This is a genomic window from Methylobacterium amylolyticum (assembly GCF_030700245.1).
Classification (GTDB): domain Bacteria; phylum Pseudomonadota; class Alphaproteobacteria; order Rhizobiales; family Beijerinckiaceae; genus Methylobacterium.
The window spans coordinates 45,612-66,701 of record NZ_JAUYZI010000037.1 but is presented as its reverse complement, the minus strand read 5'-3'; the positions used below and the strand labels follow the sequence as shown (position 1 = coordinate 66,701).

Below are 21,090 nucleotides of genomic sequence, written 5' to 3'. Positions count from 1 at the left end.
TCACAGGAACCCGATGGAGAACCAGGGGACGAGGATGATGACGAGCAGGCCGACGAGCAGGGCGAGGATGTAGCCCACGATCGGGCGCATCCCTGCGTCCGGGTGGATCCGGCTGATCGCGCAGGCGGCGTAGTAGCCGACCCCGAACGGCGGGGCGAACAGACCCACGCCCATCGCCAGGATCACCACCATCGCGTAGTGCACCTCGTGCACGCCCACCGTGCGCGCGATCGGGAACAGCAGCGGCCCGAACAGCACGATCGCCGGGATCCCCTCCAGAACCGAGCCCAGGATCACGAACGCCACCGCCGACACGAACAGGAAGCCCAGCGCCCCCCCCGGCAGGCTGGTCATCGCCGAGGCCAGCGTCTGCGAGAAGCCCGACTGCGTCAGCGCCCACGCCATCCCCGTGGCCGCCCCGATGATCAGCAGGATCGCCCCCGACAGCGTCGCGGTCATCACCAGCATCGGGTACAGCCGCCCCCAGGCGAACTGCCGGTAGATCAGCAGCCCCGCCAGCACCGCGTAGACGATGCCGATGGTCGACACCTCGGTCGCGGTCGCGATGCCCTCCACCACCGCGAACCGGATCACGAACGGCAGGGCGAGCGCCGGCAGCGCCACCAGGAAGGTCTTGCCGATCACCCGTCCCGAGGGCCGGGCGACGTGGCTGAGATCCTCGCCCCGGTAGCGCCACCACACCAGCGCGCACAGCGTCACGGCGAGCACCAGCCCCGGCATCAGCCCGCCGGTGAACAGCGCGGTGATCGACACCCCCGTGACCGAGCCGATGGTGATCAGCACGATGGACGGCGGGATCGTCTCGGTCTGCGCGCCCGTGGCCGAGAGCAGCGCCACGAGGTCGCCCTCCTTGGCGCCGCGCGCCTTCATCTCGGGAAACAGCACCGGGGCGACCGCGGCCATGTCGGCGGCCTTCGAGCCGGAGATCCCTGAGACGAGGTACATCGCCCCCACCAGCACGTAGGACAGGCCGCCGCGCACGTGGCCGAGCAGGCTCGCCAGGAAGCCGACCATGGCGCGGGCCATGCCGGTCATCTCGATCAGCAGGCCGAGGAACACGAACAGCGGCACGGCGAGCAGGATGAGGTGGCTCATGCCCTCGTCCATGCGGCCCACCACGACCATGCTCGGCGCGTTGGTGGTCAGCGTGATGTAGGCGAAGGTCGACAGCCCGAAGGCGAAGGCGATCGGCACGCCGGAGAACACCAGGGCGCCGACGCCCAGCACGAAGAACAGCAGCAGGTTGATGTTGCCGAGCCCCGAGAGCACCGGCTGGAGGGCGGTCACGCCGGCGGCGACGCCGATGCCCAGCGCGAGCGCGCCGGCGGTGAGGCGCCAGTCGGCGGTCTCGGCCAGCCGGATCAGGGCGATGGCGAGCATCAGGCCGAAGCCGACGGGCAGGGCGGCGGCGCGCCAGGCGTTGTTGAGTTCGAGCGCGGGGGTCTGGACGAAGATCTCCTCGCTGGCGAACTCGTAGGCGGGGTGCAGCACCAGGGCGACGAAGATCAGGCCGGCCACCAGCGCCACGGTGTCGAGGAAGGCGCGGGTGCGGGGCCCGGCCATGGCGACCAGCGCGGTCATGCGCATGTGCTCGGCGCGGCGGAAGGCGACCACCGCGCCGAGCATGGCGAGCCACAGGAACAGGATGCCGGCGAGCTCGTCGGACCAGACCAGGGGGGCGTGCAGCAGGTAGCGGCTGACGACGCCCGAGAGCAGGACGGCGATCTCGGCCACGACGAGCAGGGCGGCGGGGATCTCGACGAGGTGGCCCAGGCCGTTGTCCAGCGCCCTGAGCCAGGGCCGGGCCCGCAGCGGCGGATCCGCCACGGCCCCCGGTGCGGCCTCAGCCGCCGCGATGTCGATCTGCATGGCGATCCCCCCTCAGGCCAGCTTGCCGGAAACGGCTTCGAGCTGGCTCCAGGCCGCATCGCCGAACTTGCTCTTCCAGTCCTTGTAGTAGGTCGTGCGCCCGAGCGCGTCGCGGAACTTCTCCTGGTCCACGTCCACGAAGGTGATGCCCTTGGCGGTCAGCGTCTCGCGCAGAGAGACGCTGAGCTTGGCCACGTCGGCGCGCTCGTCGAGCCCGGAGCGGTCGAGTTCCCGGGTGACGATCGTCCGCAGGTCCTCCGGCAGCTTCTGCCACGCCCGCTTGTTGCCGAGGATCCAGTAGCCGTCCCAGACGTGGTTGGTCATGCTGCACGACTTCTGCACCTCGTAGAGGCGCGTCGTGGCGATGATCGGCAGCGGGTTCTCCTGGCCCTCGACGACCTTGGTCTGGAGCGCCGAGTACAGCTCGTTGAAGTTGATCGGCGAGACGCCGGCGTCGAGCGCCTTGAACAGCGAGGTCAGCATCGGCGACGGCGGGACGCGGATCTTGAAGCCCTTGAGGTCGTCCGGCGTCTTGATCTCCCGGGTCGAGGAGGTGATCTCGCGGAAGCCGTTGTCCCAGACCTTGGCCACGGTGAGGATCGGGGTCTTGGCGATCTCGGCGCGGACGTAGTCGCCCAGCCCGCCGTCCATGGCCTTCCACACGGCGTCGTAGTTCTTGAAGGCGAAGCCGGTGTTGGGCAGGCTCGCGGCCGGCACGAAGGTCGAGAGGATCGAGGTCGAGAGGTTGAAGAACTCGACCGAGCCGTTGCGCACCTGCGCCAGCAGGTCGGTGTCGGAGCCGAGCTGGTTGGCCGGGAACAGCTTGATCTCGAGCCGGCCGCCCGAGGCCTCGCGGATGCGGTCGCACGCCTCCTGCGCCCGGATGTTGACCGGGTGGGTCGGATCCTGGCCGGTGGCGAGCTTGTAGGTGAACTCGGCGGCCTCGCCCCGGCGGGTGAGGATGCCGAAGATCGGCACCGCGGCGGCGCCGGCCAGAAGCGTGCGGCGGCTCAGACGTGTGTCGCGCATGGTGTTACCTCCCTGAGGGTGTCCGAGGGGCCGTGGCCGGTTTTCCGGTCCTGTCGGCGGGTCGTGGTCCTGGTCCCGGCGCGGGCGGAGGGCATCCCCGCCCGCGTCGTCGTCCTGCGGCGGCCGCGGCCGCCGAATGTGTTTCGACGCGCTCTCCTTCGCCGAACCGGTATCCCCTTCGGCGGAGAGCGCTCTAGTCGCCGTTGAGCAGCCGGTAGGCGCGCACGACCTGACTGTCGTCGGCCGCGCCGTCGCCCCGGCCCGAGGTCGAGAGGAAGAGTTGGTGGGCGAGCGCGGCGAGCGGCAGCGCCGCCCCGGTGCCGCGGCCGGCCTCCAGCACGATCCCGAGATCCTTGACGAAGATGTCGACCGCGCTGGTCACCCGCGGCTCGTCCTCCAGCATCCGCGGCCCGCGGTCGCGCAGCATCCAGCTCGCCGCGGAGGAGCCCGACAGGATCTCCAAGACGACGTTCAGGTCGACCCCGACCCGGCCCGCCAGCGCCAGCGCCTCGGCGGCGGCGGCGATGTGGACGCCGCACAGGAGCTGGTTGACGGCCTTCACCGTCGCCCCCTGGCCGGGCTCGGTGCCGACGTGGAAGATCCGGTCGCCGAGCGCGGCGAGCACCGGGCGCACGGCCTCCAGCGTCTCGGGCGGCGCCGCGGCCATGATCGTCAGCTTGGCGGCCTCCGCCCCCACGACGCCGCCGGAGACCGGGGCGTCGACGAAGCGCCGCCCGGTGCCCGCGACCCGCGCGGCGATGGCTTTGACCGCATCGGGGGGGCAGGTCGCCATCAGGATCACGACGCCGTCCGCGGCCAGCGCGTCGAGGGCGCCTTGCGCGAACAGCACCTCCTCGGCCTGGGCGGCGTTCACCACCATCAGGACGAGCGCGTCGGCACCCGCCGCCGCACCGGCGAGGTCGTCGGCCGGCTCAGCCCCCGCGGCGACGAGCGCCGCGCGGCTCTCGGAGCGGATGTCGTAGCCCCGCGTCGGGAAGCCGGCCGCCACGAGGTGGCGGGCCATCGGCATCCCCATCGCGCCGAGGCCGACGAAGGCCACGGCCGGGCGGTTGGTGCCCGTCACAGCCATCCGCGGATGCTCCGCGCCATCGCCTCGGTGGAGATGCCGTAGCGGTCGTGCAGCGTCGGCAGCGCCCCGGCGTCGAGGAACTCGTCGGGCAGGCCCACTTGGCGGAAGCCGCGGTCCGGCAGCACGCCGGCCCGCATCAGCAGGCCGGCCACCGCCTCGCCGAGGCCGCCGACCACGGTGTGGTTCTCGGCCACCACCACGAGCCGGCCGCCGCGGCGGACCTCCGACAGGATCGTCGCCTCGTCGAGCGGCTTGATCGTCGGCACGTGCAGCACAGACACGTCGACCTTATCCTCAGCGAGCGACTTCGCCACCTCCAGCGCCCGCATGGTCATCAGGCCCGAGGAGATCACGAGCACGTCGCGCCCGTCGCGGATCGTCTTCGCCTTGCCGAGCTCGAACGTGTAGCCGTACTCGTCGAGCACCAGCGGAACGTTGCCGCGCAAGAGCCGCAGGTAGACCGGGCCCTGGTGGGCGACCATCGCCGGCACGACCTGCTCGATCTCGTGCGCGTCGCAAGGGTCGAGGATCGTCATGTTCGGCAGGCCGCGGAAGATCGCGACATCCTCGGTCGCCTGGTGGCTCGGGCCGTAGCCCGTGGTCAGCCCCGGCAGGGCGCAGGCGATCTTGACGTTGAGGTTCTCCTCGGCGATCGCGAGGCAGATGAAGTCGTAGGCGCGGCGCGCGGCGAACACCGCGTAGGTGGTCGCGAACGGCGTGAAGCCCTCCCGCGCCATGCCGGCGGCGGCCGACATCAGCAACTGCTCGGCCATGCCCATCTGGTAGAACCGGTCCGGGTAGGCCTGCGCGAAGATGTGCAGGTCGGTGTACTTGGCCAGATCCGCCGAGAGGCCGACGATGTCGGGCCGCTCCTGCGCCAGCTTCACCAGCGCGTGGCCGAACGGGGCCGGCTTGGTGCGCTGGTCGGGACCCGCCAGCGAGGCGATCATCGCCGAGGTCTTCAGGCCGCCGCCCTGCCGCGGGGCGGGCTTCTCGTACTTCGAGCGCCTCACTTCACCCTCCCCTCATCCAGGATCTTGAGCGCCTGCTGCCACTCGTCCGCTTCGACGCGCAGGAAGTGGTTGCGCTCGCGCTGCTCCAGGAACGGCACGCCCTTGCCCATCGTCGTGTCGCAGATGACGATCCGGGGCTCGGGCCCCGGGTGGTTGCGGGCCGCGTCGAAGGCTTGCACCAGCGCGTCGATGTCGTTGCCGTCGACCCGCTGCACGAACCAGTTGAACGCCGCGAACTTCGGGGCCAGCGGCTCGAAGTTCAGGATCGAGCGCGAGGCGCCGTCGGCCTGCATGCCGTTGACGTCGACGATGCCGATCAGGTTGTCGAGCTTGTACGAGCCGGCCGACATCGCCGCCTCCCAGGTCGAGCCCTCGTCGAGCTCGCCGTCGGAGAACAGGTTGTAGACGAAGCTCTTCGAATTCTTCCGCTTCAGTCCGAGCGCCATGCCGACCGCGATGCCGAGCCCGTGGCCGAGCGAGCCGCCGGTGATCTCCATGCCCGGCGTGTAGGCGGCCATGCCCGACATCGGCAGGCGGCTGTCGTCGCCGCCGTAGCTGGTCAGCTCGTCCTCGGGGATGATCCCGGCCTCGATCAGCGCCGCGTAGAGGGCGATGGCGTAGTGGCCGATCGACAGGCAGAAGCGGTCGCGCTCCTCCCACTCCGGATCGTCCGGGCGGTAGGTCATCGCGTGGAAGTAGCTCACCGCCAGCACGTCGGAGATGCCGAGCGCCTGGGCGATGTAGCCCTGGCCCTGGACCTCGCCCATCAGCAGGGCGTGGCGGCGGATGCGGTAGGCCCGCTCAGCCAGCGTGACGTTGGTGCCCTCGTGCGGGCGTTCGGTCGCCATGGCGCCCTCCCGTTTTTTCGGACGTGTTCATCTGTACTTGGGGGCCCCGGCCCGCGGGCCGGGGGATATTCGGCTCTCGCGACCGCTCAGTGGATCAGCATGCCGCCGTTCACGTCGATCACCGCGCCGGTGATGTACGAGGACAGGTCGGAGGCCAGGAACAGGCAGGCGTTGGCCACGTCGTCGGCCACCCCGAGGCGGGCGAGCGGGATGCCCTTGGCGATCTCGACCTTCAGCTCCGGGGTGAGCTTGCCGCCGGTGATGTCGGTCTGGATCAGGCCGGGGGTGACCGAGTTCACCCGCACCCCGTCGGGGCCGAGTTCGCGGGCCATCGCCTTCTGGAGACCCAGAACGCCGCCCTTGGCCGCGGAGTAGTGCGGGCCGCCGAAGATGCCGCCGCCGCGCTGGGCCGAGACCGAGGACATGCACACGATCGAGCCGGAGCCCTGCTTGCGCATGGCCGGGATCACCGCCTGGCTCATGTAGAGGGTGCCGCGCAGGTTCACGTCGGTGACCGCGTCGTAGTTCTCCGGGCCGATCTCCATGATCTTGAGCGGCTGGGTGATGCCGGCGTTGTTGACCAGCACGTCGACCGGCCCGAGGCGGCCGGCCACCTCGTCGGCGGCCTTCTGGCAGGCGGCCTTGTCGGTGACGTTGCAGGCGAGGCCGATGTGGCCCTCGCCGATGTCGCGGGCGGCGGCCTCGGCCTGACCCGCGTCGAGGTCGAGGATCGCGATCCGGGCGCCGTGGCGGGCGAACAGGACGGCGGTGGCCTTGCCGATGCCCCGGGCGGAGGCCGCCCCGGTGATCACGCAGACCTTGTTCTCGAGAAGAAGCATCGGACCCTCCCTGCGGATGACGGCGTCGATCGCGCCGCGTGTTCCGGGACGGGAGGAGAGCGTCAGGCCGTGCGCCCCCCGCGGGGTGCGCCGGATGCCCGGGCCGTCTCCTCCTGTCCTCTATTGACGGGGAAGGTGCGCCCGGGCGGCGATTCGGGCAAACGCGTATTTTGCACCGTCAGATGACTGGGATTCACCTGACGGGACGCGAGACTCCGCACGATGCGATCGCTCGAGCCTCGCAGGAACTACGGCTCAGCCGTATCTCGACGGATGACGGCGCGTTCCAGTGGGACGATGGCAAGGCTGCGGCGAACGCGGTCAAACATGGCGTCACCTTTGCAGCGGCTCGCGACGCGTTCAGAGATCCGTTCGCGCTGACTGGCCCGACACCCGTTTTGCCTACGACGAGGATCGGTACATCATCCTCGGTATGGTGGAAGGCTACCTGCTGTATGTCGCCTACGCCATGAGCGGCGACGTCATCAGGATCATCTCGGCCCGGGAAGCCCAGCCGCAGGAGAGGCGGCGCTATCATGAAGCCAACCTCTGAGCAGCCCGCACACGATTGGAGCCGCCTCGACGCGATGAGCGCGGCCGAGCGGCGCGCCGCGGCGCTCGACGATCCCGACGCGCAGCCGCTGACGCCCGAAGCGATGGCGGCGATGACGCGCACGCCTCAGGTGCGGGTGATCCGCCGCGCGCTGGGCCTGTCGCAGGAGGCGTTCGCCGCGCGCTTCCACATCCCGCTCGGAACCTTGCGGGACTGGGAGCAGGGCCGCAAGGATCCCGACGCGGCGGCGCGCGCCTACCTCGTGGTGATCGGCCGCAACCCGACCGCCGTCAGCGAGGCGCTCGGCTCGGCCCCGTAGAGCCCGCATCACGCCAGTTCCGCGCTCAGCGGCACGTCCAGCTCGGCGGCGAGCCAGCGGCCGAACACCCGCAGCGGCGCCCGGCGGCGCATGGCGGGCGGGAACACGAGGTGGTGGCCGGTGTAGCGCACGTCCCGCGCGCGGCCGGCGAGCGGCGCGACGAGGCGGCCCGCGGCGATCTCGCGCTCGGCCAGCCGGGTCGATTCGAGGGCGACGCCGAGCCCGTCGGCGGCCGCCGCCAGCGCCAGGAAGCTGCGGTCGAAGCGGATCCCGGCCGCCGCCGGCGCGGGCAGGCCGTTGGTCTCGAACCAGTGCGGCCAGCGCACCTGCTTGTTGTCGCTCTGGATCAGGGTGTGGCCGGCGAGGTCGGCGGGGGTGCGGATGGCGTCCGCCCGCTCGGGGTCGCAGAGCGGCGTCACCGTTTCCTCGCCGAGCCCCATCCGCACCAGCCCCTCGGCCCGGGGCGGCCCGTAGACGATGTCGGCGTCGAACTCGTCGTTGGTGAAGCGGGCGTAGTCCATGCCCGCGGCGAGCCGCACCTCGATCCCGGGATGCTCGCGCAGGAACCGGGCGAGGCGCGGGGTCAGCCACTGCGCGGCGAAGCTCGGGGCGCAGTGCAGGCGCAGCAGTTGCGGGCCGCGGCTGGCGACGAGGTCGAGGCCGCGGTTCAGCGCCTCCAGGGCCCGGCCGACATGGTCGAGCAGCGCCTCGCCGGAGGCGGTCAGGGCGACGCCGTGGCCGGCGCGCGCGAACAGGGCGACGCCCAGGCTCTCCTCGAGCTTGCGCACGCCGTGGCTGACCGCGCTCGCCGAGAGGTTCAGCTCCTCGGCCGCCGCCTTGAACGAGCGCCGACGGGCGGCGGCCTCGAAGATCCGGACCGCGGAGAGGGGGATGGCGGGGCGCATCCGCGGCAGGATGCGGCGCCGACGGGCGGCGTGGCAACCGGCCGGGGTTACGACCGGGGGCCAAGCGTGACGCGCCCGCCTCGGCGAAGACCGGTCCCGGTCAACCCGCGGCTGCCGGTGCTTGCAGGCTCGAATCCCGGCCGACCGCCGCCCCCGTCTCCGCCAGCCAGCGCTCGGCCGTCGCCCGGCCGAGGTCGCGCAGGCCGCTCAGGGTCGACCACCGGGTGTCGAGCTTGCTCACGTCGCCCCCCGCCAGGGCGCAGGGCGCGTGGAGGAGGTGGATGTTGATGTCCGCGACCGCCCGCATGCGCGCGTCCCGGGGCTCCGCGGCCCGGGCGTAGGCCTGCAACTCGGTCAGGGCCTTCAGGTCGCGCATCAGGCAGGCGTTGAAGCTGATGTCGCTCACCCGGCCCGCCATCTCGGACGGCAGCAGGCCGACCTCGTCCGTCTCGAACGGCGTGAGCTGGACGACGATGAGGTCGGTCGCCCCGTGGTCGCCGAACACCAGCGGCTCCAGGGCCGGGTTGGCGGCGTAGCCCCCGTCCCAGTAGCGGCGCCCGTCGATCTCGACGGCGGCGAACAGCTCGGGCAGGCAGGCGGAGGCCATCAGCGCGTCGAGGGTGACCTCGCGCCCGGAGAAGATCCGCGCCGCGCCGGTGAGGATGTCGGTGGCCGAGACGTAGAGCGGCAGGTGGTCCTGGCGCGCCAGCAGATCGAGGTCGAGGCTCTCGCCCACCACCGTGCGCAGCGGCCGCATGTCGCGCAGGGCCGGCAGGAACGGCGACACGTAGGCGGCAAAGTCCCGTCCGAGCGCCAGCGAGCGGTTCAGGAACGGCTCGAACAGCGGGCCGTAGGGACCGAACCAGTCGAACCCGCGCAGCGGCGAGCGATCGGCCGTGGTCCGCCACAGCCGCGTCAGCGCCTCCCGGGCGCCCGCCTCGCCCCCGGCCGCGAGCCCCGAGACCAGGGCGGCGCCGTTGAGCGCCCCGGCACTGGCGCCGCTGACGGCGACGATCTCGACGTGCTCCTCCAGGAGCCGGTCGATGACGCCCCAGCCGTAGGCTCCGTAGGCGCCGCCCCCCTGGAGCCCCAGCGCCAACCGCGGTCTCGTCCCCACCCGATGCTCCCTCGCGCCCGTGCCGGGTCCCGGCCTCGCGGGATCGGTTTAGGGCGTTGCCGGGAGGGCGCCAGAGGTCAGGCCGACTCGGCCGTCCGGGCGACGGGCGCGGCCAAGGGCGCGGCGGGGGGTGCGGCGGGGGGTGCGGCGGGGGGTGCAGCAGGGTGTGCGGCACGGGGCGCCACGAGCGGCGCGGACTGCGTGCCGGCGGAATGCGTTCCGGCAAGCGGTGCGGCGGCGGGGGGCATGGGTACGGGGGCCATGGGGGCGGGGATGGGCGGGAGGACCGCCGGCGGGGCCGGCATGTCGAGGCGGCGGGACCAGACGATCCGGTCCTGGGCCGTGTCCGTGAGGACCCCGACGCCGGGCAGGCCCGCGAGGAACGCGTCGAGCGCCCGGCCGGCGGCCTCGATCGCATCGCCGACGCCGCGCGCCTCGAACGACTCGCTGGCCGTGTCGACGCTGCCCTGGGGCCGCCGGCGGGCCATGCGTACGCAGAACCTCATCGCACCGCTTGATCTGAGTTAAGCTTTCACGCCTGCAGCGAACTTTTTCGTCAGACCACGCGAACCGTCGAAACACAATACGCGCAGCCTTTTGAAGGCGTTTTCCCGCCGCCTTCGCCATTCAAGGGTGTCAGACTGCGTCCTTATACATCCATGAGTTGCTTGCCCGCACGCCGTCCCATTCGCTACCGCTGCGCTGAGGCCGGTGCCGCTGCGAGGTGCCCGCCCGGAGGTGCGATGTCGGCGCTCGCGATCAGCGGCAAACCCCTGGTGCTCGTCGTCGAAGACGAGGCCATCACCCGCATGGCGGCGGTCGTGATGCTGTGCGAGGCCGGCTACGAGGCGGTGGAGGCCGACAGCGGCCCGGCGGCCGTCCTGGTGCTGGAGGAGCGCACCGGCATCCGGGTGATGCTCACCGACATCGACATGCCGGCGGGCCTCGACGGCATCAAGCTCGCCGCCTGCGTCCACCGCCGCTGGCCGGGGGTGGGCATCATCATGACCTCCGGCAAGGTGCGGCCGGCCCCCGGCGACGTGCCGAGCGGCGCCCGGTTCATCGCCAAGCCCTATGCCGAGGCGAGCGTGCTCGCCGAGATCGGCCGGATCGTGGCGCAGTGAGCCGCCCGGCCTGACGGCGGACCGCGGCGCGAACGCCGAGGCCCGACCCGCGTTCACCCGCAAGCCGCGCGGCCTTCCGGAACCGGGATCGCCCCACTCCGCCCCGCGCCGTCCCGGGAGGGGGCATGACGGACGCCAGGGCGGATCGGCCGCACGTCGTGATCGTCGGCGGCGGGGTCGCCGGCATCGAGGTCGCCACCAGCCTCGGGCGGCGGGTCGGGCGGCGGGTCGGGCGATCTGCGGCGGTCACCCTGGCCGACCGCAGCCTGTCCCACGTCTGGAAGCCGATGCTGCACACCTTCGCCGCCGGCACCGCCCGGGCGGACCGGCAGAAGGTCGACTTCTTCGCCCAGGCGCGGCGCAACGGCTTCCGCTTCCAGCCGGGCGCCCTGGTCGCCGTCGACCGGGCGGCACGGCGCGTGCGCCTCGCCGTCGAGGAGGCGGAGCACCGGCCGGAGGTCGAGATCGCCTACGACCTGCTGGTGCTCGCCGTCGGCAGTCGCGCCAACGATTTCGGCACCCCGGGGGTGGCCGAGCACTGCCTGACCATCGACGACCTCTCCGAGGCCGAGCGGTTCCACCGGGAGGTGCGGCGGCGGCTGCTCGCCATGCTCGACGGGCAGCGGTACCTGGAGATCGCCATCGTCGGCGGCGGCGCCACCGGGGTCGAGCTGGCGGCGGAACTCAAGCACGCCATCGACCTCCTCTCGGCCTACGGCGCCCCGGACCTGCCGGGACGGCTGCGGCTCGCGCTGATCGAGAGCGGCGCGCGGCTGCTGCCGGCCTTCCCCGAGCACGTCTCCCGCGCCGCGGCGGCGACCCTGTCGGGGCTCGGGGTCGAGATCCGCACCGGCGCCACCGTCACGGCCGCCGATGCCGCGGGCTTCGCCCTCAAGGACGGCGGGCGCGTCCCGGCGGCGCTGAAGGTCTGGGCGGCCGGGGTGAAGGCGCCGGACGTGCTCGCCGGCATCGACGGCCTGGAGCGCGGGCGGGCGGGCCAGCTCGCGGTCGGGCCGGACCTGCGCACCACCCGCGACCCGGCGATCCTGGCGCTTGGCGACTGCGCGGGGCTCGCCGACCCCGGCACCGGCCGGCCGGTGCCCGCCACGGCCCAGGCGGCGCACCAGCAGGCGCGCCACCTCGCCCGCCACCTCGGCCGGAACCTCGCCGCCGGCCGCCCCGACGCGCCGCTGCCGCCGTTCCGCTACCGGGAGAAGGGCGCGGTGGTCTCGCTCGCCGACTTCAACGGCTGGGGGACGCTGGGGCGCTACACCTTCGGGGGCGGGCGCCTGCGCGGCCTCTCGGCCCGGCTCGCCCACGATCTCCTGTACCGCCAGCACCAGCTCGGCCTGCTCGGGATCCCGCGCGGGCTCGCGGCGTGGGTGCTCGACGATGTCGACCACCTCATCAGCCCGCCGGTGCGCCTCGACTGAGGATCCCGGAGGCCCGGTCGGGTCTTCGCAGATCTCGGCCTTCCGCCGCCGGCGGTGCCCGGGGTTGCGCCGGGCCGCCGGTCAGTCGAGGCAGGCCGCGAAGTACTGCTGGCGCACCCGCTCCTGCTGCGCGAAGCCCTTCACGCGTGGGTCGAGGAGTTCGGGCCCGTCCGGAACCCGGCCGAAGCTGCCCGCCGCGAGGTCGACCAGGAAGCCGCGCTCGCCCGTGTACAGGCCGTCGCGGTTCTTCACGTTGACCGAACCGCAGATCACGCCGCCGCCGCCCCGACGCAAGGCGGAGACCTTCGCGTCCGGGCTGTTCAGGTTCCGCGCGATCAGGTCGAGGACGGTGCGGGTGTCGGCGGCCCCGATGGCGGCCTCGGACCCGTCCTCGACGGTCTGGGCCAGCGCCGCGGGCGGAACGGCTTGCGCCAGCGCCGCGGTCAGGACGAGCGCCGCGGTCGCGCGGCGCGTCGGGGTCGATGTCATCGTCGCCAGCCTCATGGGATCGGTCGGCGTCGGCCGCGGGATGCCGTCCGCCACCGTCTCGTAGCACGCCCCGTCACGCGGTGCGGACCAGAATCCTGCCAGCACAGCGGCGATCATGCGGGTACATTCGGCATGATGCGCGGATATTAAGACGTAATAAGATCCATTGAAGTGATTTTCATCCCGAATTTGTAATGAACGATGGCATCGCATCCCGGTTGTCTTCACACGGAACACGGAGATGACCATGCGAACGACATCCCTGCTGATCGCGGCCGCGCTGTGCGCGGCGTGCGGACCCGCCCTCGCCCAGGGCCAGGCGCCGACCTCGCGCAACAGCGCCGCACCGGGGCAGGAGGCCGACAAGATGCGGGCGGGCGACAAGGCGGGCTCCCTGCCGAACTCGGCCAATCCCGGATCGGACGCGGGGGCCGACGGCAACAGGACGCAGGACACGCGCACCACCAAGGACCCGCGCAACGCCGGGGGCGGGAACCGTTGAGCGGGGCGGCGGTCGGATAGGTCGGACGGCGGCCTGCTCAGGCCGGCCGCGTGTTCCCGGCCGCGTGTTCGATGACGGGCGCATCCGGTGTCGCGACGAGGTCGGATCCGGACCGACGATCGACAAGAAGGCACGTCGGCATCTGAGCCGACGTGCAGGTAAGGGATATACGTCCTCGTTACAGGACGATCGCCTTATAGCAAAATGCAGCTTCTCACAGTCTTAATAATCGCTCAGCCCAGGCTATTATTACTCTTAATGATTGGACCGAAGACGTGAGCAAGGCGCTGCGCGTGCCCGCCGCGGTTCCGGGCGCGTCGGTCAGCGCGGCAACCGTCACTCCGGCCCCGCGGACGCGCCCGAAGACGGGTCGCGCGGCGACACGGGCGGCCCGCTGCGCCGACAGCGACCGCCGAGATTCCGGTAGCGGATGCTCCGCAGCCCGGCCTCGAACCACCGCGTACCGCGTGCGGCGGCATCGTCGTCGTACAGGTTGATCGTCTCCCCGCCCGGATCGTGCAGGACGGCGGGATTGCTCGCGCCATCGTAGGTCCAGAGCGGCCGCGGCGTCTCGGGGCCACCGTAGATCACCTCCGACCCGTCCTGCTCGCGTCGGAAGATCTGCGCGTAGGCGGGCTGGCCGTTCGCCGTGCCGGCCGCGGGGTCGAGCGCGAAGAAGTAGCCGACCAGCGGCGTGAGGGCGGCGAAATTGTTGAATTCGCAGTAGAGCGTGGGTGTAGCGGCCACCGCGGGGGCGGCGACGGGGGACAGTCTCCGCGCCGGCTCCGGCGGCGGATCCTCCGCCGACGGGGACAGCCGGCCGTGGAGGGCCAGCAGCGTCGCCGCCAGCATCGCCGCAGCGGCGGCGACATATCCGGATCGCGCCACGAGGGGCCCCGCGTCTTCTCAAGGCCCGCCGCTATCGTCCGCTGCGCCGCTCCGGGCAAGGGCGGGCCGTGCGTCCCCGGGACGCGGCCCTCATCCGAGCAGGGCGCGCCGGCCGCGCGCCGGGAAAGGCAGGATGATCCCGCCGGGCGGCCGGGCGGGCGTCGCGGCCTCCGGTGCCCGCGGGGCCGCCTGCGCGGGCTCCTCCACCTGCCGGCCTCCCTGCGCCAAGCGCTGCTTGAGGCGCGCGGAGTATCCCCGGCGCGCGAGCCACGCCGGCATCTTCGTCGTATCCTGCATCGTGGTGTCCTCGCCGCGCGTCGTTCGGCGGCAGGGGCACCATCGGGCGGGCCGGCTCCGGCGACGGTGCGCCCGCACACCGGGATCCGGCCGCCGCGGATCGGGCGCCCCTTCCGAGATCTCCGGCCGTGCGGCGCCGCACCGGGTCGAACCTGACGGAGAGGTGGACCGACTTCATCGAAACTGCCGATCCTTACCCATGTAGTGACACGAATTATCCAAAGAGATGCATCCTGTGATCGACCAAACGCCTTGACTTTGCGCCGATGCGCTTCGCTCTTGTGGACCAAGGCTTGTGCAGGAGGGTCAGTTGGACGAAGTCGCGAACGAGAAACGACAAGGTCTTGTCGATGCCACGGTCGATCTCGTGGCCGCGTATGTCTCCAAGAACCATGTCCGACCGGGGGAATTGGCTGCGCTGATCGCCACCGTGCATGCCGGCCTCGCCTCCCTCGGCTCGGGGACCGCGCCCGAGACCGCGGCCGTCGAGCGGCCGACCCCCGCCCAGATCCGCAAATCGATCACCCACGACGCCCTGATCAGCTTCATCGACGGCAAGCCGTACAAGACCCTGAAGCGGCACCTGACGAGCCACGGGCTGACCGTCCGGCAATATTGCGAGCGCTACGGCCTGCCGGCGGATTACCCCACCACCGCCGCGGGCTACTCGGAGGCGCGCTCGGCGCTGGCCCGGGACCTCGGCCTCGGCCGTCCCCGCGTCGCGGCGGACGAGGCCGGGGAGAGCGCCGCGGAGGATTCCGCCGAACCCGTCGCCGACACGGCCCCGGAGGCGGCCCCGGAGGAGGCGGCCGCCGACGCCGCGCAGCCCGCGCCGCGGCGCCCGCGCAAGGCCAAGCCCAAGGCGGTCGAGGCGGAGTGAGCCCGCCCGGTCGCGGCCGGGCCGGACCTGTCGGGGCTTGAGCCCCGGCATCGCCCGCGACAGATCCGGCGGGCTGCACGGTTCGGTTGCAGACCTGTCGCCCCGCGGCGCGCAAGTGCTAGGCTCGGCGGAGGGCGGTGCCGGGCCGCGCCCGACCCGCCCGGGGAGGGATGACGCCATGGCGACGACGCCCGCGACCGAGGGGGAGGCGGCCGGAGGCCGCTACGACGCGGTGATCGTCGGAGCGGGCTTCGCCGGCCTCTACCAGCTCCACCTGCTGCGCGACCGGCTCGGCCTGTCGGTGCGCGTGCTGGAGGCGGCCGACGGGGTCGGCGGCACGTGGTACTGGAACCGCTACCCCGGCGCGCGCTGCGATTCCGAGAGCTACTACTACTCCTACGCGTTCTCGCGCGAACTGGAGGCCGAGTGGGCGTGGAGCGAGCGCTACCCCGCGCACGGGGAGATCCGGCGCTACCTCGACCACGTCGCCGACCGGTTCGGGCTGCGGCCCGACATCCAGCTCGGGACCCGGGTCACCGGTGCGGCCTACGACGCGGCGGCCGGCCTCTGGACCGTGACGACCGAGGGCGGCGAGCGGTTCGAGGCGCCGTTCCTGATCACCGCCGTCGGGTGCCTGTCGTCGGCCAACGTGCCGACGATCCCCGGGCTCGACGACTTCGCCGGCTCCTGGTTCCACACCGGCCGCTGGCCGCAGGACGGAATCGATTTCACGGGCAAGCGCGTCGGGCTGATCGGCACCGGCTCCACCGGCATCCAGGCGGCGCCGGTGATCGCCGAGCAGGCGGCCCATCTCACCGTCTTCCAGCGCACCGCCAACTACAGCGTGCCCGCCCGCAACGGCCCGATGGACGACGCGTTCAGGGCCTGGGTCCGCGACAACGCCGCCGAGAACCGGGCCAAGGCGCGCGCGTCCACCAACGGCCACCCGTTCGACGTGGCCGTGCACGGCGCCCTGGACGTGTCGCCGGAGGAGCGGGCGGCGATCTACGAGGCGGCGTGGCAGCGGGGCGGCCTGCGCTTCCGGGCGGCGTTCAAGGACATCCTCCTCGATCCCGAGGCCAACGCCACCGCCTCGGACTTCATCCGCGCCAAGATCCGGGAGGTCGTGACGGATCCGGCGACGGCGGATGCGCTGACCCCGCGCGACCACCCCTTCGCCACCAAGCGCCCGCCGATCGACAGCGGCTACTTCGAGACCTTCAACCGCGCCAACGTCAGCCTCGTCGACCTGAAGGCGACGCCGATCGAGCGGATCGTGCCCGAGGGCGTGCGCACGGCGGCGGGGACCCACGCCCTCGACATCCTCGTGTTCGCCACCGGCTTCGACGCGCTGACCGGGCCGCTGCTGGCGCTCGACATCAGGGGCCGCGACGGCCTGCCGCTGAAGGCGGTCTGGGCGGAGGGGCCGCGCACCTATCTCGGCCTCGGTGTGCCGGGCTTCCCGAACCTGTTCACGATCACCGGCCCCGGCAGCCCCTCGGTGCTCACCAACATGCCGGTGGCCATCGAGCAGCACGCCGAGTGGATCGCCGACTGCATCGCCCATCTCCGGGCGCGGGGCCTCGGCCGCATCGAGGCCCGGCCCGAGGTGAGCGCGGCCTGGGGGGAGCAGGTGCGGGCGGCGGCCGCGGCCACCCTGCTGCCGATGGCGAGCAGCTCCTGGTATCTCGGCGCCAACGTGCCGGGGAAGCCGCGGGCGTTCATGCCCTATGCCGGCGGGATGAACCGCTACCGGGAGATCTGCGACGGCGTCGCCCGGGACGGTTACGCGGGGTTCGCCCTGGCCTGAGCGGCGGCCCGCCCCGCCCGCGCGCGGGCGGCGGCTCCGGCGAATCCGGCCCCCGGACGCGGTTTCGGCTTGCCCCGGCGGGGCCGACGCCATAGGTCAACGCGATCGGCGCGTGACTGGATCGCTCGGACCGTCACGCCCTCGCAGGCCGGCCCCGAACATCCCGTCACATTCTCGTCGAGCGGGCCGCGCCGCGTCCCGCACCCGATCTGTGGCCTGCGGGGAAGCGGAGACTGCGATGAGCACCGGAACCGTGAAGTGGTTCAACGAGACCAAGGGCTACGGCTTCATCCAGCCCGATAGCGGCGGCAAGGACGTGTTCGTCCACATCTCGGCCGTCGAGCGCGCCGGCATGCGCAACCTGATCGAGGGGCAGAAGGTCTCCTACGACGTCGAGGCCGACCGGCGCAGCGGCAAGGAGAGCGCGGCCAACCTCAAGGCCGTCTGAGACGCGACGGGGGCGGCCGCTCGGGCCGCCCCTCTCACGCGGCGGGCTTCTGGCTCGGGGGCGGCGAGCGCGTTAGGCTGGCGATCTCGCGCCGCGGCCGACCCGCCTTGCGGGCGATTCCCTCGTCCTGCTCGGCGATGAGGGTGCGCGCCGGCTCGTCGCCGTCGAGCCCTCCGAGGATCTCCGCCGGCACGCGCCGGTTCGAGGCTTGACTGCCGTCCGTGTAGACGACGTCGAACAGGACGAAACCCTGCACCTTCGGCAGGGACTTGATACGCTTGGCCATAGGCGCTGATACCGGCTTCGCGGCCGGCGCGACAGCCCACGCGGCCCTGGCCTGCTGCGCGCCGGACGCACGCTTCGGCCCCCCTCCGACCTGAACGCCTTCCACCCGAAGGCGGATCCGCGGGCCGCACCCGCGGGAAGGACATCCGTGACCGTCTGGACCCACCTCGACACCGGCCCCGTCCCCGGCGGCGGCACGCCCCTGCACCTGATGCAGCGCGGCCACGAGTTCTCGATCATCGTCGGCACGATCGAGCTGATGAACAGCGTCCGCGGCGCCTCGGAGGAGGCTCTGGGGATCCTCGCCTGCGCCCGGGTGCGCGGACGCGCCGCGCCGCGGGTGCTGATCGGCGGGCTGGGCATGGGCTTCACCCTGCGCGCCGCCTTGCGCAACCTCGGGCCCGGGGCGCGGGTGACCGTGGCCGAGCTGGTGCCCGCGGTGGCGGCCTGGGCGCGCGGCCCGCTCGCGGACGTGTTCGCCGGCTGCCTCGACGACCCCCGCGTCGACCTGCGCGAGGCCGATGTCGACGCGCTCATCCTCGGCGAGCCCGGGGGCTGGGACGCGATCCTGCTCGACGTCGACAACGGACCCGAGGGGTTCGTGCGGCGGGAGAACGACCGCCTCTACGACGGCCCCGGCCTGGAACGGGCGCGCCGGGCGCTGCGGCCCGGGGGCGTGCTCGGCGTCTGGTCGGACACGCCCGACCGCAGGTTCAAGGCGCGCCTCCAGCGCGTCGGTTTCACCGTCGAGGAGGTCCGCCCCCACGCCGACGGACGCGGCGGCCCGCGGCACGTGGTGTGGATCGCGACGCGGCGCGACCCGCCCGGCCGGCCGGGCTGAGCCGGGGATACGGGGGCCGCCCCGCCGGCTCGCACGGTTCCTCAACCGGATCCTGTCAGCCTGTCCGGCACCCAGAGGTCTCGAACCCGCCGCGCACCGGATGCGCCGCGGTGCCAGGAAGCGAAGGCGTGCGGCGCATCCTCTTCTCCGTGTCCGGCCACGGCCTCGGGCATCTGAATCAGGCGGCCGCCCTCATGCAGGCGGTCCACGCCCGGCATCCGGACATCGCGATCACCGTGCGTTCCAGCCTCGACCGGGCGCGGATCGAGCAGAGGCTGGGCTTCCCGGTCGCCTACCTGGATGCGCAGGACGATTTCGGCGTCCGGATCCGCAACGGCTTCGACGTCGACCTGCCCGAGACCGGGCGCGCCTACGACCGGATGGCCGCGCGCTGGCCGGAGGTGCTCGGCCGGGCCAAGGCCGACATCGCCGCCGTTCGCCCCGACCTGATCGTCGCCAATGTCGGCTTCGTCCCCCTCGCGGCGGGCGCGGAGCTCGGCATCCCGTCGCTCGGGCTCGCCTCGCTCGACTGGCACACGGTGCTGGCGGGCTACTGGGCCGGCGAGCGGGCGCAGGTCCTGGACCTGATGGACGCGGCCTACGCCTCCGCCGAGGCCCTGCTCGCTTTCGCCCCGACGACGGCCGAGGCCGCGTGGCGGCGGCGGATCTCCCTCGGCCCGGCGGCCGAGGCCGGGCGACCCCGCGGGGACGCGCTGCGCGCCCGTCTCGGCCTGCCGCGCGGGCAGCGCCTCGTGCTGTGCGCGTTCGGCAACAGCGCGCCCCCGCCGCCGCGGACCGACCTGCTCGCCTGCGCCGGCACCACGTTCCTCGTCCCCGCACGGTGGAGTGCGGCGAAGTCGACGGTCGCGGTCGACGGGCTGGACTGGCCGTTCATCGACCTGCTCGCGAGCTGCGACGCGTGCCTCGCGAAGCTGGGCTACGGCATCGCCGCGGAGGCGGTGCGCAACGCCGTGCCGCTCCTCTACCACCGCCGTCCCGGCTGGCGCGAGGACGACGCCCTCGCCGGCTGGACCGAGGCCCACGGCCGCGCGCGGCAGATCGATCTGGCCGCACTCGACGCGGACGGCCTGCGGCACGCCCTCGACCGCTTCGCCGCCGAGCCGGCCCCCGCCGCACCGGCCTTCATGGACCCGGACGCCGCCGTCTCGACCCTGCTGAGCGCCGCCCTCTGACGGCACGCCCGGACGGCCGCGCCGGTGTCACCAGGCGCCGGGACCGCCGGTCACGCCGCCGCGCGCCGCTCCGGGTAGAGGCCGAGCAGCCCCTCGGGGGTCGCCTCGCACACGCCGCGCTCGGTGATGAGGCCGGTCACCAGCCGGGCCGGCGTCACGTCGAAGGCCGGGTTCGCCACGGGGCTGCCGGGGGAGACCACCTCCACCGTGGCGAAGCCGCCGTCGGGCAGGCGGCCGGTGAGGTGCGTGACCTCGCGCCCGTCGCGCTCCTCGATCGGGATCTCCTTGACCCCGTCGTGCAGGGTCCAGTCGATCGTCGAGAACGGCAGCGCGGCGTAGAACGGCACGCCGGTGTCGCGGGCGGCGAGCGCCTTCAGGTAGGTGCCGATCTTGTTGCACACGTCGCCCGATGCGGTGGTGCGGTCCGAGCCGACGATGCACAGGTCCACCTGTCCGTGCTGCATCAGGTGGCCGCCGGCGTTGTCACTGATCACCGTGTGCGGCACCCCGTGGCCGTTGAGTTCGAACGCGGTGAGCGCCGCGCCCTGGTTGCGCGGGCGGGTCTCGTCCACCAGCACCCGCACCGGCACGCCGGCCTCGTGCGCGGCGTAGATCGGCGCCAGCGCCGTGCCCCAGTCGACGGTGGCGAGCCAGCCGGCGTTGCAATGGGTCAGCACGGTGATCGGCCGGCCTTTCGCCCGGTGCAGGTCGGCGATGAGCCGGGAGCCGTGGGCGCCGATGGCGCGGCAGCTCGCGACATCCTCCTCGGCGATGCGCCCGGCCTCGGCGAAGGCGCGGACGAAGCGCTCGTGCGGCTCGATCTGGCGGAGGTTGGCCGCCACCCGCTCCAGGGCCCAGCGCAGGTTGATCGCGGTGGGCCGGGTCGCGGCGAGCGTCGCGGCCGCCCGGTCGATCCCGTCGGCGGAGGGGTCCGCGCGCATGGCGAGCGCCAGCCCGTAGGCGGCGGTGACGCCGATGAGCGGCGCCCCGCGCACGATCATCGTGCGGATCGCGACCGCCGCGTCGTCGAGGGTGGCGAGGCGCTTCAGCTCGAAGGCGAAGGGCAGCCGGGTCTGGTCGATGACCTGGACGCTCTCCCCGTCCGGGTCGGGGAAGATGGTGCGGTAGGGCTTGCCGTCGATGTTCATGGCCGCCGCTGTGCCATATCGGGGCGGATTTTGCACCCGCGGCGTGTGCCGGGCGACGCCGCGGGGACGGCGGGGAGCGGAAACGGTGCGGGCGGGCGCGGACGATCCACGGGCGTCGATGGCGCCGCGCTTGAGTGGCGCCTGCGGGG

Annotated in this window: 24 protein-coding genes; 10 read left to right on the top strand and 14 right to left on the bottom strand. The window is 72.8% G+C overall.

The features are described 5' to 3' along the window. The 6 genes from Q8W71_RS23075 to Q8W71_RS23050 all read right to left on the bottom strand — a co-directional run bounded on the left by Q8W71_RS23075 (position 1) and on the right by Q8W71_RS23050 (position 6,709). Positions 1-1,890 carry a TRAP transporter large permease gene (locus tag Q8W71_RS23075; RefSeq protein ID WP_305527496.1) on the bottom strand — a complete coding sequence of 630 codons (1,890 nt, stop codon included), beginning with the start codon at positions 1,888-1,890 and terminating at the stop codon, positions 1-3. A 12-nt stretch (positions 1,891-1,902) separates the two neighbouring features. Beyond that, positions 1,903-2,919, bottom strand: coding sequence for a TRAP transporter substrate-binding protein (locus Q8W71_RS23070; protein ID WP_305527754.1), 1,017 nt, complete (start codon positions 2,917-2,919; stop codon positions 1,903-1,905). Positions 2,920-3,112: 193 nt separating this feature from the next. Continuing rightward, on the bottom strand, positions 3,113-4,009 hold the full coding sequence (locus Q8W71_RS23065) for an NAD(P)-dependent oxidoreductase (protein ID WP_305527753.1): 897 nt from the start codon (positions 4,007-4,009) through the stop codon (positions 3,113-3,115). After that, complete coding sequence (locus Q8W71_RS23060) at positions 4,000-5,022, bottom strand: transketolase family protein (protein WP_305527752.1); 1,023 nt, start codon at positions 5,020-5,022, stop codon at positions 4,000-4,002. The genes Q8W71_RS23065 and Q8W71_RS23060 overlap by 10 nt, the downstream gene beginning before the upstream one ends. Next, positions 5,019-5,870 (bottom strand): transketolase, encoded by an 852-nt coding sequence (locus tag Q8W71_RS23055; RefSeq protein ID WP_305527751.1) that lies wholly within the window; start codon positions 5,868-5,870, stop codon positions 5,019-5,021. The genes Q8W71_RS23060 and Q8W71_RS23055 overlap by 4 nt, the downstream gene beginning before the upstream one ends. 86 nt (positions 5,871-5,956) lie before the next feature. Next, positions 5,957-6,709 (bottom strand): SDR family NAD(P)-dependent oxidoreductase, encoded by a 753-nt coding sequence (locus Q8W71_RS23050; RefSeq protein WP_305527750.1) that lies wholly within the window; start codon positions 6,707-6,709, stop codon positions 5,957-5,959. Positions 6,710-7,142: 433 nt separating this feature from the next. On the opposite strand from Q8W71_RS23050, the gene Q8W71_RS32955 reads away from it, so the two are divergent. Continuing rightward, complete coding sequence (locus Q8W71_RS32955; protein WP_370875510.1) at positions 7,143-7,262, top strand: BrnT family toxin; 120 nt, start codon at positions 7,143-7,145, stop codon at positions 7,260-7,262. Beyond that, positions 7,246-7,581, top strand: a complete 336-nt coding sequence (locus Q8W71_RS23040; RefSeq protein WP_305527748.1) for a helix-turn-helix domain-containing protein — start codon at positions 7,246-7,248, stop codon at positions 7,579-7,581. The genes Q8W71_RS32955 and Q8W71_RS23040 overlap by 17 nt, the downstream gene beginning before the upstream one ends. Positions 7,582-7,589: 8 nt before the next feature. Here the strand turns inward: Q8W71_RS23040 and Q8W71_RS23035 are convergent, their stop codons facing one another. The 3 genes from Q8W71_RS23035 to Q8W71_RS23025 all read right to left on the bottom strand — a co-directional run bounded on the left by Q8W71_RS23035 (position 7,590) and on the right by Q8W71_RS23025 (position 10,091). Then, on the bottom strand, positions 7,590-8,486 hold the full coding sequence (locus Q8W71_RS23035; RefSeq protein ID WP_305527747.1) for a LysR substrate-binding domain-containing protein: 897 nt from the start codon (positions 8,484-8,486) through the stop codon (positions 7,590-7,592). A 100-nt stretch (positions 8,487-8,586) separates the two neighbouring features. Next, a complete protein-coding gene (locus Q8W71_RS23030) occupies positions 8,587-9,585 on the bottom strand; it encodes a patatin-like phospholipase family protein (protein ID WP_305527746.1) in 999 nt (332 codons plus the stop codon). A 95-nt stretch (positions 9,586-9,680) separates the two neighbouring features. Continuing rightward, positions 9,681-10,091, bottom strand: a complete 411-nt coding sequence (locus Q8W71_RS23025; RefSeq protein ID WP_305527745.1) for a hypothetical protein — start codon at positions 10,089-10,091, stop codon at positions 9,681-9,683. Positions 10,092-10,346: 255 nt separating this feature from the next. Between Q8W71_RS23025 and Q8W71_RS23020 the strand changes: the two genes are divergently transcribed. Both Q8W71_RS23020 and Q8W71_RS23015 read left to right on the top strand, forming a co-directional pair. Beyond that, entirely contained in the window at positions 10,347-10,727 is a 381-nt protein-coding gene (locus Q8W71_RS23020; RefSeq protein WP_305527744.1) for a response regulator, read from the top strand. A gap of 125 nt (positions 10,728-10,852) precedes the next feature. Continuing rightward, entirely contained in the window at positions 10,853-12,160 is a 1,308-nt protein-coding gene (locus Q8W71_RS23015) for an NAD(P)/FAD-dependent oxidoreductase (protein ID WP_305527743.1), read from the top strand. 81 nt (positions 12,161-12,241) lie between these two features. On the opposite strand, the gene Q8W71_RS23010 is transcribed toward Q8W71_RS23015, so the two are convergent. After that, positions 12,242-12,898 carry a hypothetical protein gene (locus Q8W71_RS23010; RefSeq protein WP_305527742.1) on the bottom strand — a complete coding sequence of 219 codons (657 nt, stop codon included), beginning with the start codon at positions 12,896-12,898 and terminating at the stop codon, positions 12,242-12,244. Between Q8W71_RS23010 and Q8W71_RS23005 the strand changes: the two genes are divergently transcribed. Beyond that, positions 12,897-13,151 (top strand): hypothetical protein, encoded by a 255-nt coding sequence (locus tag Q8W71_RS23005; protein ID WP_305527741.1) that lies wholly within the window; start codon positions 12,897-12,899, stop codon positions 13,149-13,151. The genes Q8W71_RS23010 and Q8W71_RS23005 overlap by 2 nt on opposite strands. Positions 13,152-13,487: 336 nt before the next feature. Here Q8W71_RS23005 and Q8W71_RS23000 read toward each other — a convergent pair whose 3' ends face one another. Continuing rightward, complete coding sequence (locus Q8W71_RS23000; RefSeq protein WP_305527740.1) at positions 13,488-14,039, bottom strand: hypothetical protein; 552 nt, start codon at positions 14,037-14,039, stop codon at positions 13,488-13,490. A gap of 90 nt (positions 14,040-14,129) precedes the next feature. Continuing rightward, positions 14,130-14,336 carry a hypothetical protein gene (locus Q8W71_RS22995; RefSeq protein WP_305527739.1) on the bottom strand — a complete coding sequence of 69 codons (207 nt, stop codon included), beginning with the start codon at positions 14,334-14,336 and terminating at the stop codon, positions 14,130-14,132. A gap of 310 nt (positions 14,337-14,646) precedes the next feature. On the opposite strand from Q8W71_RS22995, the gene Q8W71_RS22990 reads away from it, so the two are divergent. The 3 genes from Q8W71_RS22990 (at position 14,647) to Q8W71_RS22980 (ending at position 17,474) form a co-directional block, all read left to right on the top strand. After that, positions 14,647-15,216: a Ros/MucR family transcriptional regulator gene (locus tag Q8W71_RS22990; RefSeq protein ID WP_305527738.1), complete on the top strand. Its 570-nt coding sequence runs from the start codon at positions 14,647-14,649 to the stop codon at positions 15,214-15,216. Between the two features lie 178 nt (positions 15,217-15,394). After that, positions 15,395-17,026, top strand: a complete 1,632-nt coding sequence (locus tag Q8W71_RS22985; RefSeq protein WP_305527737.1) for a flavin-containing monooxygenase — start codon at positions 15,395-15,397, stop codon at positions 17,024-17,026. 238 nt (positions 17,027-17,264) lie between these two features. Next, entirely contained in the window at positions 17,265-17,474 is a 210-nt protein-coding gene (locus tag Q8W71_RS22980; protein WP_305527736.1) for a cold-shock protein, read from the top strand. A gap of 34 nt (positions 17,475-17,508) precedes the next feature. Here the strand turns inward: Q8W71_RS22980 and Q8W71_RS22975 are convergent, their stop codons facing one another. Beyond that, entirely contained in the window at positions 17,509-17,760 is a 252-nt protein-coding gene (locus tag Q8W71_RS22975) for a hypothetical protein (protein WP_305527735.1), read from the bottom strand. A gap of 147 nt (positions 17,761-17,907) precedes the next feature. On the opposite strand from Q8W71_RS22975, the gene Q8W71_RS22970 reads away from it, so the two are divergent. After that, the gene (locus Q8W71_RS22970; protein WP_305527734.1) at positions 17,908-18,600 is read left to right on the top strand and encodes a spermidine synthase; all 693 of its coding nucleotides are present in this window, start codon (positions 17,908-17,910) and stop codon (positions 18,598-18,600) included. Between the two features lie 128 nt (positions 18,601-18,728). Continuing rightward, a complete protein-coding gene (locus Q8W71_RS22965; protein ID WP_305527733.1) occupies positions 18,729-19,793 on the top strand; it encodes a glycosyltransferase family protein in 1,065 nt (354 codons plus the stop codon). Positions 19,794-19,843: 50 nt separating this feature from the next. Here the strand turns inward: Q8W71_RS22965 and mtnA are convergent, their stop codons facing one another. Beyond that, positions 19,844-20,941, bottom strand: coding sequence for an S-methyl-5-thioribose-1-phosphate isomerase (mtnA, locus tag Q8W71_RS22960; RefSeq protein ID WP_305527732.1), 1,098 nt, complete (start codon positions 20,939-20,941; stop codon positions 19,844-19,846). Between the last annotated feature and the right edge of the window lie 149 nt (positions 20,942-21,090).

Bases quoted from the DNA above. Each gene is read 5' to 3' on its own strand.
- Q8W71_RS23020 (WP_305527744.1), top strand. From the start codon at position 10,347: ATGTCGGCGCTCGCGATCAGCGGCAAACCCCTGGTGCTCGTCGTCGAA.
- Q8W71_RS23010 (WP_305527742.1), bottom strand. From the start codon at position 12,898: ATGGTCATCTCCGTGTTCCGTGTGAAGACAACCGGGATGCGATGCCAT.
- Q8W71_RS23025 (WP_305527745.1), bottom strand. From the start codon at position 10,091: ATGGCCCGCCGGCGGCCCCAGGGCAGCGTCGACACGGCCAGCGAGTCG.
- Q8W71_RS23040 (WP_305527748.1), top strand. From the start codon at position 7,246: ATGAAGCCAACCTCTGAGCAGCCCGCACACGATTGGAGCCGCCTCGAC.
- Q8W71_RS22985 (WP_305527737.1), top strand. From the start codon at position 15,395: ATGGCGACGACGCCCGCGACCGAGGGGGAGGCGGCCGGAGGCCGCTAC.
- Q8W71_RS23055 (WP_305527751.1), bottom strand. From the start codon at position 5,870: ATGGCGACCGAACGCCCGCACGAGGGCACCAACGTCACGCTGGCTGAG.
- Q8W71_RS23050 (WP_305527750.1), bottom strand. From the start codon at position 6,709: ATGCTTCTTCTCGAGAACAAGGTCTGCGTGATCACCGGGGCGGCCTCC.
- Q8W71_RS23065 (WP_305527753.1), bottom strand. From the start codon at position 4,009: ATGGCTGTGACGGGCACCAACCGCCCGGCCGTGGCCTTCGTCGGCCTC.
- Q8W71_RS23005 (WP_305527741.1), top strand. From the start codon at position 12,897: ATGCGAACGACATCCCTGCTGATCGCGGCCGCGCTGTGCGCGGCGTGC.
- Q8W71_RS23070 (WP_305527754.1), bottom strand. From the start codon at position 2,919: ATGCGCGACACACGTCTGAGCCGCCGCACGCTTCTGGCCGGCGCCGCC.
- Q8W71_RS22995 (WP_305527739.1), bottom strand. From the start codon at position 14,336: ATGCAGGATACGACGAAGATGCCGGCGTGGCTCGCGCGCCGGGGATAC.
- Q8W71_RS22975 (WP_305527735.1), bottom strand. From the start codon at position 17,760: ATGGCCAAGCGTATCAAGTCCCTGCCGAAGGTGCAGGGTTTCGTCCTG.
- Q8W71_RS23075 (WP_305527496.1), bottom strand. From the start codon at position 1,890: ATGCAGATCGACATCGCGGCGGCTGAGGCCGCACCGGGGGCCGTGGCG.
- mtnA (WP_305527732.1), bottom strand. From the start codon at position 20,941: ATGAACATCGACGGCAAGCCCTACCGCACCATCTTCCCCGACCCGGAC.
- Q8W71_RS23015 (WP_305527743.1), top strand. From the start codon at position 10,853: ATGACGGACGCCAGGGCGGATCGGCCGCACGTCGTGATCGTCGGCGGC.
- Q8W71_RS32955 (WP_370875510.1), top strand. From the start codon at position 7,143: ATGGTGGAAGGCTACCTGCTGTATGTCGCCTACGCCATGAGCGGCGAC.
- Q8W71_RS23035 (WP_305527747.1), bottom strand. From the start codon at position 8,486: ATGCGCCCCGCCATCCCCCTCTCCGCGGTCCGGATCTTCGAGGCCGCC.
- Q8W71_RS22980 (WP_305527736.1), top strand. From the start codon at position 17,265: ATGAGCACCGGAACCGTGAAGTGGTTCAACGAGACCAAGGGCTACGGC.